Source organism: Cohnella massiliensis (assembly GCF_900169535.1).
GTDB classification, from domain to species: Bacteria; Bacillota; Bacilli; order Paenibacillales; family Paenibacillaceae; genus Cohnella; species Cohnella algarum.
Genome location: NZ_LT821259.1, coordinates 2,417,847 through 2,432,877, shown reverse-complemented (window position 1 = coordinate 2,432,877; position 15,031 = coordinate 2,417,847). Strand labels below are relative to the sequence as shown.

The following is a 15,031-nucleotide window of genomic DNA, read 5'->3' as shown; positions in this document are numbered from 1 at the left end:
CGATGGCCCGGTTTCATCTGTCGATGGATTTACAATTGTTCTCCGGGGAAAAAACGGAAAAGGCCACCCCTAAAAAGCGTAACGACGCCCGTAAAAAGGGACAAGTCGCGCACAGTCAGGAAATGGTGTCATCCGTCGAACTGCTGGTAGCTGTCGCCTTGTTTCTGGCATTGGGGAATTATTTTTGGGATCGAATTATCGGAATGTTTAGCGACGTGTTCATGCATCGGTTGACGACGGATATTAGCGAGTTAAACGTTTATCAATTATTTGCCAGCTACACCTTTCAGATGTTAATGTTTCTTGCTCCTATTTTTATCGGCGCTCTCGTCGTCGTATTCGCAGTCAGTTATATGCAATTCGGCTGGTTGTTTACGACGGAGCCGTTAAAATTCAAATTCAGTCCGTTGAATCCGATACAAGGCTTCAAACGCATGTTCAGCGCGCGTTCGCTTTTCGAACTGGTAAAAAGTTCGCTAAAGCTCTTTGTCGTTGCCGTTGTCGTCATTATTATATTATGGGCCGAACGCGACAGCGTGCTGGCCTTGTCTCATGTCCCGCTGCAGGATATTTATTCGTTTGCCGCGGACTTGACGATTTGGATGGGACTGATCGTCGCCGTGCTGCTGTTCGTTCTGGCGATCGGAGATTTCTATTTTCAAAAATATCAGTTTGAGAAAAGCATTCGAATGAGCAAGCAGGACATCAAAGACGAGTACAAAAATATGGAAGGCGATCCGAAAGTCAAGGCACGGATTCGAGAACGCCAACGCCGGATGGCGATTATGCGGATGATGCAGGAAGTTCCGAAAGCCGACGTCATCATCACCAACCCGACGCACTTCGCCGTGGCGCTGCAGTACGACGGCACGAAGATGGATGCGCCCAGGGTCGTTGCCAAAGGCCAGGATTACTTGGCGCTGAGAATTCGCGAAATCGCCAAGGCGAACGACGTCATCACCATGGAAAACAAGCCGCTCGCCCGCGCCCTGTTCGAACGCACGGAAATTGGCGAAACGATTCCAGGCGATTTGTTCCAGGCCGTCGCGGAGGTGTTAGCTTACGTATATCGTCTCAAAGGGCGCCGCAATGCATAACGGCCTCGCTTTTTGTAACCGCGCGTCTTTCGCGCAAGCAATCCGCAGGAGGGAGGGAACGTCATGAAAATCCGGGACATTTTCATTCTTGTCGGCATTATAGGCATCGTCCTGATGATGGTCGTCCCTATTCCTCATCAGCTGCTCGACGTTTTGCTGATCATCAACATTTCCGTTGCGCTCATGATATTGCTGCTTTCGATGAACACGACCGATGCGCTGCAATTTTCCATTTTCCCGACGCTGCTGCTCGTTACGACCGTGTTTCGATTGGCGCTCAACATTTCCACGACGCGGCTTATTTTGTCGGAGGGCGAAGCGGGCAAGGTCGTCGAGACGTTCGGGAGCTTCGTCGCCGGCGGCCAGCTGGCCATCGGGTTCGTCGTTTTCCTTATCCTGATCGTCGTGCAGTTTATCGTCATTACGAAAGGCGCCGAACGGGTGTCGGAAGTCGGGGCGAGATTTACGCTCGACGCGATGCCCGGGAAGCAAATGAGCATCGACGCCGATTTGAACGCAGGCTTGATCAATGAGCAGCAGGCCAAGGAACGGCGCGAAAAAATCGAGAAGGAAGCCGATTTCTACGGCTCTATGGACGGTGCGAGCAAGTTCGTCAAAGGGGATGCGATCGCCAGCATCATTATCGTCGTCATCAACCTTGTCGGCGGTTTTATTATCGGGATGGCGATGCACGGGATGAGCTTCGAGGAAGCGCTCAACACCTATTCGATCCTGAGCATCGGCGACGGTCTTGTCAGCCAAGTGCCGGCGCTGCTCATCAGCACGGCGACCGGCATTATCGTGACCCGCGCGACTTCCGAAGGAAACATGGCGGACGACTTGTCGGAACAATTGCTGCGTTATCCGCGGCTGCTGTATATCGTAGCCGGCACGATCGCGCTGCTCGGCCTCGCGACGCCGATCGGTCCGATCGCCACGATACCGTTTGCGGCCATCCTCGCGATCGCGGCGTATCGGCTGCAGAAGAGCATGAACCGCAAGCAAAAAGCGGAGGATCTGCTCGTCGAGGAAAAGGAGATCGAAGAGGTGCGCAGCCCGGAAAGCGTCATCAGCCTGCTTCAAGTGGATCCGATCGAGTTCGAATTCGGTTACGGGCTTATCCCGCTAGCGGATACGCAGCAGGGCGGGGATTTGCTGGACCGGATCATCATGATCAGGCGACAGTGCGCCCTGGACATGGGGCTCATCGTCCCGGTCATCCGCATTCGCGACAATATTCAACTGAAGCCGAACGAATACGTCATCAAAATCAAAGGAAATCTGGTGGCGCGCGGCGAGCTGCTGCTTCATCATTACCTGGCGATGAGTCCGGGGTTCGAGGACGATTCGATCACGGGCATCGAGACGAAGGAGCCGGCGTTCGGACTCCCGGCGCTCTGGATCGACGAGCAGATGAAGGAACGGGCCGAACTTGCCGGTTACACGGTCGTCGATCCGCCTTCCGTCGTCGCGACCCACCTGACGGAAATCGTCAAGAAATACGCGCACGAGCTGCTCGGCCGGCAAGAAACGAAATCGCTTCTCGACAGCGTCAAAGAAAATCATACCGCGCTTATCGAAGAGCTTGTTCCTTCGACGCTGTCGATCGGCGACGTGCAGAAGGTGCTTTCCAAGCTGCTGAAAGAGAAAATTTCGATTCGCGACTTGGTCACCATATTCGAAACGTTGGCCGATTACGGCAAATTCACCAAAGACCCGGATGTGCTGACGGAATACGTTCGCCAAGCGCTTTCGAGGCAAATCACGCTGCAATATACGAACCCGAACGAACCGCTCAAAGTCATCACGGTCAGCCCGGCCGTCGAGAAGAAGATCGCCGATTCCGTCCAGCAGTCCGATCAGGGAAGCTACTTGGCGATGGATCCGGCTTCTTCGCAATCGATTTATCATCGGCTTTCCGAGCAAGTGAACAAAGCCGTCCAAACCGGGCAGCAGCCGATCATTTTGACTTCGCCGAACATTCGGATGTATTTGCGCCAGATGATCGAACGCAGTCTTACGGACGTACCCGTCATATCGTACAGCGAACTAGAGCCGAGCATTGAAGTGCAGAGCATCGGGGTGGTGAGCGCATGAAGGTAAAACGTTATGTTGCGGGCGATTTGCCCGAAGCGGTGCAAAAAATTCGCAGCGAGCTCGGAAAAGATGCCGTTATTTTGAACACGAAGGAAATCCGCGTCGGCGGATTTCTTGGCATGTTCCGAAAGAAACGTGTCGAGGTCATCGCCGCGGTGGACGAGGGGGCGGCAAAGCCCGCCCCCCGGCCGCCGACCGCTTCGCCGAAATTCGTCCCACCCTCTCCGGCAAAATTAGCGCCCGCGCTATCCGAAGAGCCGAGCGACGGCAAGCCGAAGGAGGTGCTTCCGCCGCAGGCGGTCCGGGAACGATACAGCAGGGGAACGGGAGATGCCGTCTCGCCGAAAGCTTCGGCGCCATCCGCCGCGGCGACGGCCGTCAAGGCGTTGCCCGAAGCGGAAGAGCAAAGACGCGAGGTTGCCGTCAGCTCGTTCGCGGCTGCGATGCAATCGGCTTTGAACGGGCAATCGGAGGCAGCCGAATCTCCTCCGGCGCGGAAATCCGAACCGCCCGTATTGGCGCAACGGGCCGAAAGCTCTTTCGAGACGATTGAAAAAGAGGAGAAGGAAGAGGACGAAGTTTCGGCCCTGCTCCAGGAGCTTCGTTCGATGAAAGAAATGATGATCCGCATCAACCGGCAGCAAAATGCGCAAGCGATGCCGGCCGCGGTTTTGAAGCTCTCGAAGCGCTTGGCCTCCCAGGGCGTTGAACCCGTCTATGTCGAGCAGTTCGCTCAAACGGTCATCGAACGGCTGGAGGAACATCCCGATCCCGACGACGAGGAGTTTCGGCAAACGGCTCGGGAGCTTTTGCGGGAATGGTTATTGCCGTCTGTCGGTCAGGGGATCTCTCCGAATACGCGAATCGTCAACTTCGTCGGCCCGACGGGGGTCGGCAAGACGACGACGATCGCGAAAATCGCCGCGGATCAGGCGTTCATCCACCGGCGCTCCGTCGGCTTCATCACGGCGGATACGTACCGGATCGCCGCCGTCGATCAACTCCGGACGTATGCGGATATTTTGAACGTTCCGCTGGAAGTCGTATTTTCGCCATCGGAATTGACCCGCGCCTACAAAAAGCTGGAGGACCGGGATCTGCTACTGATGGACACGGCCGGCCGCAACTACCGGAACGAGCTGTTCGTTTCCGAGGTAAACAGCTTGCTGGCGCCCGGTCAGCAGGCGGAAAACTTGCTCGTGCTCAGCCTTACCCATAAATATTCCGACTTGAAGGAGGTTGCCTCCCAATTCGCGAAATACGGCGTCCGGCGCCTTCTGCTGACGAAGACGGACGAGACGGATTCCTACGGATCCGTGCTTAATCTGGCACGGGAATTCGATTTCGAGATTTCCTATATCACCTGCGGCCAGACCGTCCCGGACGATATTCGCGCCTTCGAACCGGACGAGTGGGTAAACCGGTTGCTGGGGGATGCGTCCGATGGCTGATCAAGCGCAAGCGCTCAGGCATATGGTTTATTCCAAGGACAAGCAGTCCCCTCATTCCACCCGGATCCTTACTGTTACGAGCGGAAAGGGGGGCGTCGGGAAGTCGAATTTCAGCCTGAACTTCGCGATGGCTTTGCAAAAAAGAGGCTTCCGGGTGCTGCTGTTCGATGCCGATATCGGCATGGCCAACATCGACGTGCTGCTGGGCATTCCGGCGACGTATAACCTGTTCCATTTGTTGAAGCGCGAGAAAACGATTTGGGAAATCATTCAAACGGGACCGAGCGGCCTTCAGTTTATCGCGGGGGGCTCGGGGTTTCAGGATCTGATTCGCTTGTCGGACAAGGATCTGGAGTATTTCGCCGGCGAGATCGGAAAGCTTCACGGACATGTCGATTTTCTTCTGTTCGATACGGGAGCGGGGTTATCGAAGGAAACCGTGCGCTTCATCACCGCGGCGGACGAGACGCTCATCGTCACGACGCCCGAGCCGACGTCGATAACCGATGCCTACGCCCTGATCAAAATGGTTAAATCGATGGGCCACGACGTGACGTTCAAGCTGATCGTCAATCGCGTATCCGACGATCGCGAAGGCCGGCAAACGGCGGACAACATCCGGCAGGTCGCCAGCCGATTTTTGGGGCTCGACATCCCGCTGCTCGGCTTCGTTCCGGATGACGCAAGCGTGTCCAAAGCGGTGAAGCGCCAAACGGCGCTTGCCGTCGCTTTCCCGGAAAGCCCGGCATGCAGAGGCATCGACAACATCGCCTCTCGCTATCTCGCGGAAAAGCCCGATGACGATCGCGGGGGGACGGCCGTGCGCTTCATGCAAAAAATTCGCCGGCTTTGGAGCAGGTAAGCCGTTCGGGTTCACATCTTAGAGACTTGTAAAGGGGGAGCACCATGTCGCTCTATAAAGTGCTTGTTGTTGACGATTCCCCTTTCATGCGCAAAGTTTTCAGCGATTTCATCGCAGCCGATCCGGCTTTCGAGGTCGTCGGCATCGCGCGTGACGGCGTGGAGGCAGTCGAACGGACAACGCAGCTGCAGCCCGATATTATTACGATGGATCTCGAAATGCCGCACATGAACGGGCTGCAGGCGCTGCGCAAAATCATGTCCGTGCGGCCGACTCCCGTCATCATGCTGTCGGCGGTGACGGACAACGGAACCCGCGATACGATCAAGGCGTTGCAGTACGGCGCCCTCGATTTTATCCGCAAGCCCGACGGCGCGGTGAAGCTGGACATCCGGAAAGTCGGGGAACAGCTTCTGGAGAAGCTTCATATGGCGGCCGAAATGGCCGGCAGCGTCAATTTCCGCGCGTTGAAAGATATGGAGGAGCGGGAACCGGAGGAAACGGAAATATCCGCGCCGTCCGCGCGGGATCTTCCGCCGCCGGAAGGGAGAAAGCCGGAGACGGCCGCCCCCGCCGCGCCGGGCAAGCCCGCGCCCGAAGTCGGCGCCAAACCGCCGCTTTCAAGAAAAGCGCCCGTATCCCGCCCGCTTCCGGAACGGCCGGCTTCGCCGAAGACGACGAACCGGCCGGATTCAAGGCTCATGTCCAAAACGCCCAGGGACGGATCAGGGGAACAAGGGCGCGCGAAAAAGCCGGGAGAAGCGATGGCGTCTGCCAAGACGCCGCCAACGCCGCCGGCAGCGCCCGGGAAAACGGAGGCCAGGCCGGAATCGCCTTTGCGGAAGATCGGCGGGGCTTCCCCGTCACCCGTCCCGCCGGCGGAAAGCCGCGAGAGGGAAGGGCCGAAAGGACGCACCGATTTTACGGAAATCGTCGTGATCGGGACGTCGACGGGCGGCCCCCGAGCGCTGCATGAAGTGCTGTCGGGCATCCCGCAGTCGTTTCCGGCGCCGATTCTCGTCGTGCAGCATATGCCGCCCAAGTTCACGCACTCGCTGGCGCAGCGCCTCGATTCGTTCGCGGCGATCGACGTCCGCGAAGCGAAGGACGGCGAACCGCTGCTGACGGGGACGGCTTACATCGCGCCGGGAGGCCGGCATATGGCCGTAAAGCGGGAGGGCGCGGGCCGTTACCGGATCGAGTTGTCGGACGGGCCGCCCCAAAGCGGCCATCGGCCGTCGGTCGATTGGCTGTTTGAGTCCGTCGTCGGCATGAAAGAACTGAAAAGGCATGCCGTTCTCATGACCGGCATGGGCAGCGACGGAGCCAAAGGCATGAAGGCCTTGCGCGACGACGGCGCGGCGACGACCATCGCCGAAGCGGAGCAAACGTGCGTCGTTTACGGTATGCCCCGTTCCGCGGTTGAGCTCGGAGCGACGACGCATGTGCTCGACTTGCAGCAGATCGCCCCGATTCTCGCGAAAGTGGTAAGCGGAAGCGGAAAACGATAATACGAGAGCGGCTGGTTCAGCCGACCAGGAGGTGTCCGGACAGTGGAAATGAATCAGTACTTGTCCATTTTTATCGACGAAGCGAACGACCATTTGCAGTCTCTTAACGAAAATATGCTTCGGCTCGAGCAGGAGCCGGAAGACATCAGCATCGTTCAAGTGATTTTCCGTTCCGCGCATACGCTCAAGGGAATGTCCGCGACGATGGGGTTCGAGGACTTGGCGTCGCTGACTCATGAAATGGAAAACGTGCTCGACCTGGTTCGCAACAATCAATTGAAAATGAACGAAGTCATTTTCGACGCGTTGTTCAAGTGCCTCGACTCGCTCGAAGGCATGGTTCAGGACGTCGTCGGCGGGGGAGACGGCAAAGCGGACGTCTCCGATTTGGTGGAACAGCTGAAGGCGATCGTAAGAGGAGACGTGGGCGGGTCCTCCGGCAAATCGTCCGCTTCTTCGCCGCCGAACGACGCGCCGCTGGTCGCGACGGAAATGCTTCTCGACCAGTATCAGCTTTCGATATTGGAGCAGTCGGTCGACAACGGGCTGAGGGTGTTCCACATCGAGGTGATCGTCCGGGAAGATTGCGTGCTCAAGGCGGTTCGGGCCTACATGGTGTTCGAAGTGCTGGAGCGCAACGGCGAGGTGATCAAATCCCATCCTTCCGTCCAGGACATCGAACAGGACAAATTCGAACGCAGCTTCTCGGTGTACTATATTTCCCATATCGACGAGGACCAGCTGAAGAAAAGCATTTCGGGCGTATCCGAAATCGAAGAAGTCAAAATCATGGCGGTGGATCGCTCCTCGCTCGCCGAGCTCGATCAATCCAAGCAGCGGGAAAACGAAGCGACGGTTCAAGCGATTCAATCCGCCCGCGAAATCGCCGCGGCAGCGGCAGCGGCCCCGCAAGCCGCCGCCCAACCCGCGTCCCAGGCGGCTTCCGCCGAAACGGCCAAAAAAGCGCCGGCGGCTCCGGCCAAAGCTGCCGGCGCCGCAGCGGCCGGCGGCCGAACGATTCGCGTGGACATCGAGCGGCTGGACAAGCTGATGAATCTTTTCAGCGAACTGCTGATCGACCGCGTCCGGCTGGAACAGCTCGCTTCGGAAGTGCGCCGCAACGATTTGACGGAAACGGTCGAACATATGGCGCGCGTCAGCAGCGACCTGCAAAATATCGTGCTGAAGCTGCGCATGGTTCCGGTCGAAAGCGTCTTTAACCGGTTTCCCCGGATGGTGCGGGACCTGGCGAAATCGCTGGACAAAAAAGTCGATCTGGTCATTACGGGCGCGGAAACGGAACTGGATCGGACGGTGATCGACGAGATCGGCGACCCGCTCGTGCACCTGATCCGCAATTCGGTCGATCACGGGGTCGAATCGATCGCGGACCGGGCGGCCGCCGGCAAGCCTGAAACCGGCACCGTCCAGCTTCGCGCTTTTCACAGCGGCAACCACGTATTTATCGAAATCGAGGATGACGGCAAAGGCATCAACCGGGATAAGGTGCTGGACACCGCCGTCAAGCGCGGCGTCGTCACGCCGGAAGCGGGCAAGAAGCTGACGGACGAAGAGGTATACATGCTGCTGTTCGCGCCGGGCTTCAGCACCGCCGACAAAATTTCCGACATTTCCGGCCGGGGCGTCGGGTTGGACGTCGTCAAATCGAAAATCGAATCGCTCGGCGGCCAGGTTACCGTAACGTCGGCATTCGGCCACGGCTCCACCTTTTCCATCCAACTGCCGCTCACGCTGTCGATCATTTCGGCGATGCTCGTCAAGCTCGGCTCGGAAAAATACGCGTTTCCGCTGTCTTCGATCGTGGAGACGGCGGCGATCCGCCGCGAGCAAATCCGGGAGCTGCACGGCAATCGCGTCATCGAGTTCCGCAAATCGATCATTCCGGTCGTATCGCTTGCCGAATTGCTGGAATGTCCCGATTACCGGGACGACGAAGAAGCGGAAACGGAAATGCTCGTCGTCCGGAAAGGGGATAAGCTGGCCGCCGTCCTGGTGGAAGATTTCATTTCCCAAAGCGAAATCGTGCTGAAAACGCTCGGCAAATATTTGACCAACATTCCGTTCGTTTCCGGCGCGACGATTTTGGGCGACGGCCAGGTCGCGCTCATCGTCGATCCGAACTCGCTCATCAAATAATTTTCCGCATCCAAAAGGAGGAACGCCACATGGCAGAGGAATTGAAGGTCATCGTTTTCACGCTTGCGCATGAGGAATACGGCATCGAGGTAGACAAGGTTCGCACGATCGAGCGCATGGTTCCGATAACCCGCGTTCCGAAAACGCCTGCCTTCATCAAAGGCGTCATCAATTTGCGCGGTGTCGTCATCCCGGTCATCGATTTGCGGGGCCGGTTCGGGCTCCCCGAGTCGGAAACGACGGAAAATTCCCGGATTATCATCGTCGCCGTGAACGATCTCGAAGTCGGCTTCATCGTCGACTCGGCCAACGACGTCATCGACATTATGAGCGATACGATCGACGTGCCGCCGGAAGTCGTCGGCGGAATCAAGGCGAAATATTTGAGCGGCGTCGCCAAAATCGGCGAGGATCGCCTGCTGATTTTGCTTAACTTGTCGGAGGTGCTGAGCCGCTCCGAAATTATTCAGCTGGAACAAGCCGGGGAATAACCGTGAACATGTTCAGTCAGGACGCCGATTTTAAAATGGACGTGCTGCGGGAAGTGGGCAACATCGGAGCCGGAAACGCCGCTACGGCTTTGTCCCGCTTGCTGGACAGGCCCGTCGACATGGCCGTCCCCAAAGTCAATTTGCTTCCCTTCGAGTCGATCGCCGAACAGGTCGGAGGTTCGGAAGAGGTGGTGGTGGCCATCTTCCTCCGGATGGAGGGAGACGTTCCCGGCAACATGTTTTTTCTGATGAGCCGCAAACAAGCGAAGCAGCTGCTCGTCGGCTTGCCGGGCTTCGATGCGACCGAAGAAGGCGGGTACAGCGAGCTTGAACTGTCGGCGCTATGCGAAATCGGCAATATTTTGGCCGGCTCTTATTTGTCTTCTCTCGCCGATTTGACGGGCCTTTACATGACGCCTACCGTGCCGTCCGTCGCGGTGGACATGGCCGGCGCGATTTTAAGCTACGGCTTGCTGCAATTCGGAATTATGGGGGACGACGCGCTGCTGATCGATACGACGTTCGTTCAGGACTCCCGGGAGGCGGAAGGTCATTTTTTCCTTATTCCCGATCCCGAATCGTTCGAGAAACTGTTCCGGGCATTAGGAGTGCCGATCTGATGGTCGAAGCGAATTTGATCAAAATCGGAATGGCGGATTTAAACGTCGCGACATCGGGAGGTTTGCTCCGGACGACGGGACTCGGCTCTTGCGTCGGCTTGACGCTGCACGATGCCGAGATCCGGGTGGCCGGCATGGCCCATATCATGCTGCCCAGCTCGGATATTGCCCGAGAAGGAACGCTGAATATCGCCAAATACGCGGATACGGCCGTGCCGGAGTTGCTTGCGAGGCTGTTGAAGCTGGGGGCCGATCGCCGGAGGCTGGTGGCCAAGCTTGCCGGCGGCGCGCAAATGTTCGCGTTTGCGGGCGCGAGCGACAGCATGCGGATCGGGCCGCGCAACGTGGAGTCGGTCAAGCACGCGCTATCGTTGTTGTCGATTCCGGTCGTGGCGGAAGATACCGGCGGAAATTACGGCAGAACGATCGAACTGGACAGCATTAGCGGCATTTTGAATATCCGAAGCGTGCAGTTCGGAATAAAGGAGATTTGAGAATGAGAGGCACATGGCGGTGGGTCGTCGTTTTTGCCGCTTTCGGCGCGGTTCTGACCTTTCTTTTCTCTTTGTCCAACAATCCGCTCGCGACGACGGCGCTTCGCAGCCTGTACGCCTTTTTGGCGTTCGGTCTGGTCGGCGCGGCCGTTCACGTGGCGGTCGGCCAACTGCTTCGGCCGGCGAACGCCGCGCCGCCGGAACGCGGGGACGCGGACGGCAGAGGTTCGGTGGTGGACCTTTCCACGCCGGACGACGACGGTTTGCTAAACGATATGTTGAAGGAGCAGAGGGAAGGGAGGGCGCCGGGAACGGCGGAGGCGGCGCCCGCGGGAGAGTTTCAGCCTCTCGCGCCAAAAAAATTGGTTTCGGTGGAATCTCCCGAGCCAGAGGCAGTTGTCCAGGCAATACGTCAAATGTCGGACGAATAAGGACGGTGAGCACGAATGATCGATCATCATGCCCGGTTATCCCATCGCGAAGTCTGGAAGCGCTGGAAGGAAAACGGGGATCCCGATGCGAGAAAACAGCTGATCGAGCATTATTTGCCGTTGGTTGATTACGTGTCCAGCCGCATGGCCGTCGGACTGCCCAAAAACGTGACGAAAGACGATTTGGCTTCGAGCGGGGCCATGGGACTTATCGATGCCATCGAAAAGTTCGATTACGAGCGGGGCCTTCAATTCGAAACGTACGCATCGTGGCGAATCCGAGGCTCCATTATTGACGGGCTGAGGCAAGGGGACTGGGTTCCACGCTCGGTGCGCGACAAAGCGAAAAAAATGGAAGACGCATATGCCGCGCTGGAGCAGCGCAACCTGCGAACCGCCACCGACGAGGAAATATGCGCCTACTTGAACATAACGAACAAAGAATTTCAGCACATGCTGCAGGAGGTAGCCGTCGCGACGGTATGTTCGCTCGAGGATCCGATTCGCGAGGAAGAATCGGAAACCCGAATGTCGCTGCTAATCGACGAGAAGGCGCTGAATCCCGAGTCGAAAGTTCATGAAACCTATTTAAAAGAAGCGCTGACGGCCGGCATCGAGAGGCTGACGCCGAAAGAACGGACGGTCGTCTCCTTGTTTTACTATGAGGATCTGTCGCTTAGCGAAATCGCGGAAGTGATGTCCTTGTCGCCTTCCCGCATTTCGCAGCTGCATTCGAAAGCGATTTTGAGGCTGAGGGCCGCCCTCGCCAAGCAAAAGGATCAGCTGCTGCAAAAATAACCACGGTTAAAGGAGGCGCTTTTGATGGTCCAAGATGCCGATTTGACGGAAATGCTGCAAATTACCGTCTCCGACGATAAAATGCACGCGTTTTTGACGTTCAAACGGGTCGAAGGAGATATCAAGCTTACGGTGCCGGACTTGGAACTCATGTTGGCTTCGAAGGGGATCACGTACGGCATTCAAAAAGATTTGCTCGCCCAGATCGCCCACCGCCCCGCGAATTTTTTCCTGAGTCAAACCGAAGTCGCGACCGGCCTGTCTCCGCAAAAAGGAACCGACGGTTACATAACAGTGCTTTTTGAATCGGACAACCAGTATCGTACACCGACGGAACGCGAAGACGGAAGCGTAGATTATCGGGAAGTATCTCGCCTGGCCAACGTAAAGGCAGGCCAACTGATCGCGGAGCGGCATCCGCCCGGCCCGGGAATTCCCGGAAAAACGGTCACGGGAGAAGAAGTTCCGCCGAAAGAGGGAAAGGAAGCCCATTTCAAACTGGGCAAAAACGTCGTCGTCAACCCGGAAAGAACCGGGATGTACGCGGCGATCGACGGGCTCGTGACGCGTACCGACAAAGACAAGCTGAACGTATTCCCCGTATTCGAAGTGAACGGGGACGTGGATTACAATATCGGCAACATCGATTTCGTCGGAACCGTCGTCGTCAGGGGGAACGTGCTCACCGGCTTTCGGATCCGCGCATCCGGGGATATCCGCGTAACGGGCGGCATCGAAGGGGCGGACGTGGAGTCCGACGGCTCGATCGAGATCAACGGAGGCATTATCGGCAGCAACAAAGGTCTTGTCAAAGCCGGGGGCAGCGTTCGTTGTTCCTTCATTCAGGAAGGGAACGTCATGGCCGGAGAAGACGTGCTGGTGACGCAAAGCATCATGCATTCCAACGTCAGAGCCGGCCGCAACGTAATCTGCCTGGGGTCCAAAGGCCTTATCGTCGGCGGCCTGACGCAGGCGGGGGAGAAGGTCACCGCGAGAACGGTCGGCAACGCGATGTCCACCGCAACGGCGATCGAGGTCGGCGTCCGGCCGGAACTGCGGCAGGCGCTGAACGACCACCGGACCAGCATCCGGCAATTGACGGACAGCCTGGACAAGACGGACAAGGCGCTCGCCATGCTCAATCAGATGGCGGCGGCCGGCAATTTGACTCCGGACCGGCTCGCTTTGCGCATCAAGCTGACGGCAACCCAGCGTCAGACTTCGCAGGAGCTGCAGGACGCGAAGGAGGCCGTGCTCGAAATCGAAAAGACGCTCGAAGACGCGGAATCATCGAAGGTGGACGTCGTCCATACGATATATGGCGGCACGAAAATCGTCATCGGAAGGTACACCCGATTTATCAAGGATACGATCATGCGCGTGTCGTTTCGCTTTATCGACGGAGAAATCGTTCCCGTGCCTTACGTTTAACCGACTAATTTGCGAAAAAGGCGGGTGTTTAAGGTGGGCTTCAAGCCGATCGATTTGCAAACGTCCATGCCGCGGGTTACGGAAGTATCGCCTCTCCAGCAAATTCAGCAGCAGCGGCCCGCGATGGAGCAGGAGATGCTGGGTCAGCAAGCGGAGAAGCTGAGGCAGAAGCAGGCGCAGAGCAATACCAAAACGGAGGCCTCGTCGCAGCGCACGATATCGGAGCGGGAGCCCAGGCAGCAAGGGAGCAAGGACCGTTCCCGAAAAAAGCGGTCGAACGGAGAAAAGACGGAGGAAAAGGGCGATGCGTCCGGACATCCGTATAAAGGCAAACACATCGATTTCACGCTGTAACGGTTCAGGAAAGGTGGCCATTGTATGCAGCCATGGGTAAGCATCGCGTTGACGGGCGCGGCGATCGCCGGATACGGCTTGCTGCTGCTGCCCAAACCGGATCGAAAAGAAAGCTCCCCTGGCTTTCAAGCCGAAGAAGCCTACGACCGGCTGCTCACCGATCTCGAGGCCGAAAACCGGGAATTGGTCGATGCCGTCGAAAAATATAAAGCGGAGCAAGACCGGACGGTCGAACGTCTGAGCCGCCGGATCCGCGAAATGGAAAAGCAGATGTCGGAGCTCGCGGAGCGGCCGGCTGCCGCAAGCGGCGGTTCGGATTCCGGGCTGGCGGGCGTTCCGCAGGCCGGGCCGCCGGCTGCGCCGGCCGTCGAGACGTCCGCCCAGGCGGAGCCGCCGGTCACTGCGGCGGCAAGCGCGGACGATGCGGCGATCGCGGCGGAGCCGCAGTCGATTCGGGAGCGCTACGCCGAGTTGCTGAACCTCGACGCAAAGGGACGCTCCGTCGAACAAATGGCAAAGGCGCTGAACATGAACAAGGGAGAAGTGCAATTGATTTTGCAACTGGCCAAACGGGAGGCGGAACGGCTTGCGTAAGTACCGGGGCTTGATCATCGGTCTGGGACTCGGGCTTATGCTGGGGGCCGCGATGCTGCAGCTGATTTTGACCGCGGAATCGATGAGCTTGCCGAGCGGCGGCATCGCATCGGAAACGCTGGAGGAAGAAGCGGAGGCCCAAGGCTTCGCGCTCGTTCCCGCCGGAGAGAAGACGTATTCGCAGCAAGAGCTGGATCGGGCCGTCGCGGAAGCCGTGAAGAATGCGGCGGCAGGCGGCGGCACGGAGACGGGAGGAACAAGCGAAGCCGACGCCTCGGCATCTCCGTCGCCGGAGGCGTCGCCCGCGCCCGCACCCGCACCCGAGAAATTGGTGTTTTACATCCGCGCGAACGCCACCTTGAAGGAAGTGGCGACGGCGCTCAAGGGGCTTGCGCTCATCGAGGACGAGGATGCGTTCATCCGGGAAGCAAGGTCCTACAGCGGCAAGCTTCGCGTCGGTCCGAGCGTGTTCGTCGGGAAGCCGTCGTTCGAGGAAATTATCGAAGAAATTACCCGGGCCAAGTACTAGCTCTCGCGGGAGTTGTGTTGTCCCATTTTCAAAATAAGAGCCGGCGGAACGCATTGCCAGTTGTCCGCCGGTTCTTATTTTGTGTAAAATACAATTTGTAAGTGCTTACATTCG

General features: G+C 57.9%; 15 protein-coding genes. All 15 read left to right on the top strand.

Going from position 1 to position 15,031, the window contains the following annotated elements; all coding sequences use genetic code 11:
- Positions 1–2 precede the first annotated feature (2 nt).
- The 15 genes from flhB to B7E11_RS24945 all read left to right on the top strand — a co-directional run bounded on the left by flhB (position 3) and on the right by B7E11_RS24945 (position 14,917).
- Positions 3–1,097: a flagellar biosynthesis protein FlhB gene (gene flhB / locus B7E11_RS25010; protein ID WP_080839904.1), complete on the top strand. Its 1,095-nt coding sequence runs from the start codon at positions 3–5 to the stop codon at positions 1,095–1,097.
- 63 nt (positions 1,098–1,160) lie between these two features.
- On the top strand, positions 1,161–3,194 hold the full coding sequence (gene flhA / locus B7E11_RS25005; protein ID WP_080839902.1) for a flagellar biosynthesis protein FlhA: 2,034 nt from the start codon (positions 1,161–1,163) through the stop codon (positions 3,192–3,194).
- A complete protein-coding gene (gene flhF, locus B7E11_RS25000) occupies positions 3,191–4,645 on the top strand; it encodes a flagellar biosynthesis GTPase FlhF (protein WP_080839900.1) in 1,455 nt (484 codons plus the stop codon). Before flhA ends, flhF begins: the two co-directional genes overlap by 4 nt.
- Positions 4,638–5,507 (top strand): MinD/ParA family protein, encoded by an 870-nt coding sequence (locus B7E11_RS24995; RefSeq protein ID WP_080839898.1) that lies wholly within the window; start codon positions 4,638–4,640, stop codon positions 5,505–5,507. The genes flhF and B7E11_RS24995 overlap by 8 nt, the downstream gene beginning before the upstream one ends.
- A gap of 44 nt (positions 5,508–5,551) precedes the next feature.
- Positions 5,552–7,018, top strand: a complete 1,467-nt coding sequence (locus tag B7E11_RS24990; protein ID WP_080839896.1) for a protein-glutamate methylesterase/protein-glutamine glutaminase — start codon at positions 5,552–5,554, stop codon at positions 7,016–7,018.
- A 42-nt stretch (positions 7,019–7,060) separates the two neighbouring features.
- Positions 7,061–9,175, top strand: a complete 2,115-nt coding sequence (locus B7E11_RS24985; RefSeq protein ID WP_080839894.1) for a chemotaxis protein CheA — start codon at positions 7,061–7,063, stop codon at positions 9,173–9,175.
- Positions 9,176–9,204: 29 nt separating this feature from the next.
- On the top strand, positions 9,205–9,666 hold the full coding sequence (locus B7E11_RS24980; RefSeq protein WP_080839892.1) for a chemotaxis protein CheW: 462 nt from the start codon (positions 9,205–9,207) through the stop codon (positions 9,664–9,666).
- Between the two features lie 8 nt (positions 9,667–9,674).
- Positions 9,675–10,286, top strand: coding sequence for a chemotaxis protein CheC (locus B7E11_RS24975; RefSeq protein WP_080839890.1), 612 nt, complete (start codon positions 9,675–9,677; stop codon positions 10,284–10,286).
- Entirely contained in the window at positions 10,286–10,780 is a 495-nt protein-coding gene (locus B7E11_RS24970) for a chemotaxis protein CheD (RefSeq protein ID WP_213084152.1), read from the top strand. The genes B7E11_RS24975 and B7E11_RS24970 overlap by 1 nt, the downstream gene beginning before the upstream one ends.
- 2 nt (positions 10,781–10,782) lie before the next feature.
- On the top strand, positions 10,783–11,211 hold the full coding sequence (locus tag B7E11_RS29205) for a hypothetical protein (protein ID WP_139787307.1): 429 nt from the start codon (positions 10,783–10,785) through the stop codon (positions 11,209–11,211).
- Positions 11,212–11,226: 15 nt separating this feature from the next.
- Complete coding sequence (locus tag B7E11_RS24965; RefSeq protein ID WP_080839888.1) at positions 11,227–12,009, top strand: FliA/WhiG family RNA polymerase sigma factor; 783 nt, start codon at positions 11,227–11,229, stop codon at positions 12,007–12,009.
- Between the two features lie 24 nt (positions 12,010–12,033).
- The gene (locus tag B7E11_RS24960) at positions 12,034–13,440 is read left to right on the top strand and encodes a flagellar assembly protein A (protein WP_080839886.1); all 1,407 of its coding nucleotides are present in this window, start codon (positions 12,034–12,036) and stop codon (positions 13,438–13,440) included.
- Between the two features lie 33 nt (positions 13,441–13,473).
- A complete protein-coding gene (locus B7E11_RS24955) occupies positions 13,474–13,794 on the top strand; it encodes a hypothetical protein (RefSeq protein ID WP_080839884.1) in 321 nt (106 codons plus the stop codon).
- 24 nt (positions 13,795–13,818) lie between these two features.
- Positions 13,819–14,388 carry a DUF6115 domain-containing protein gene (locus B7E11_RS24950; RefSeq protein ID WP_080839882.1) on the top strand — a complete coding sequence of 190 codons (570 nt, stop codon included), beginning with the start codon at positions 13,819–13,821 and terminating at the stop codon, positions 14,386–14,388.
- Positions 14,381–14,917 (top strand): hypothetical protein, encoded by a 537-nt coding sequence (locus B7E11_RS24945; protein ID WP_080839879.1) that lies wholly within the window; start codon positions 14,381–14,383, stop codon positions 14,915–14,917. The genes B7E11_RS24950 and B7E11_RS24945 overlap by 8 nt, the downstream gene beginning before the upstream one ends.
- The last annotated feature ends 114 nt before the right edge of the window (positions 14,918–15,031 follow it).

Excerpts from the sequence above, each read along its gene's own strand:
- B7E11_RS24950 (WP_080839882.1), top strand. The coding sequence starts at position 13,819 with ATGCAGCCATGGGTAAGCATCGCGTTGACGGGCGCGGCGATCGCCGGA.
- flhF (WP_080839900.1), top strand. The coding sequence starts at position 3,191 with ATGAAGGTAAAACGTTATGTTGCGGGCGATTTGCCCGAAGCGGTGCAA.
- B7E11_RS24995 (WP_080839898.1), top strand. The coding sequence starts at position 4,638 with ATGGCTGATCAAGCGCAAGCGCTCAGGCATATGGTTTATTCCAAGGAC.
- flhB (WP_080839904.1), top strand. The coding sequence starts at position 3 with ATGGCCCGGTTTCATCTGTCGATGGATTTACAATTGTTCTCCGGGGAA.
- B7E11_RS29205 (WP_139787307.1), top strand. The coding sequence starts at position 10,783 with ATGAGAGGCACATGGCGGTGGGTCGTCGTTTTTGCCGCTTTCGGCGCG.
- B7E11_RS24965 (WP_080839888.1), top strand. The coding sequence starts at position 11,227 with ATGATCGATCATCATGCCCGGTTATCCCATCGCGAAGTCTGGAAGCGC.
- B7E11_RS24970 (WP_213084152.1), top strand. The coding sequence starts at position 10,286 with ATGGTCGAAGCGAATTTGATCAAAATCGGAATGGCGGATTTAAACGTC.
- B7E11_RS24990 (WP_080839896.1), top strand. The coding sequence starts at position 5,552 with ATGTCGCTCTATAAAGTGCTTGTTGTTGACGATTCCCCTTTCATGCGC.
- flhA (WP_080839902.1), top strand. The coding sequence starts at position 1,161 with ATGAAAATCCGGGACATTTTCATTCTTGTCGGCATTATAGGCATCGTC.
- B7E11_RS24960 (WP_080839886.1), top strand. The coding sequence starts at position 12,034 with ATGGTCCAAGATGCCGATTTGACGGAAATGCTGCAAATTACCGTCTCC.
- B7E11_RS24980 (WP_080839892.1), top strand. The coding sequence starts at position 9,205 with ATGGCAGAGGAATTGAAGGTCATCGTTTTCACGCTTGCGCATGAGGAA.
- B7E11_RS24975 (WP_080839890.1), top strand. The coding sequence starts at position 9,675 with ATGTTCAGTCAGGACGCCGATTTTAAAATGGACGTGCTGCGGGAAGTG.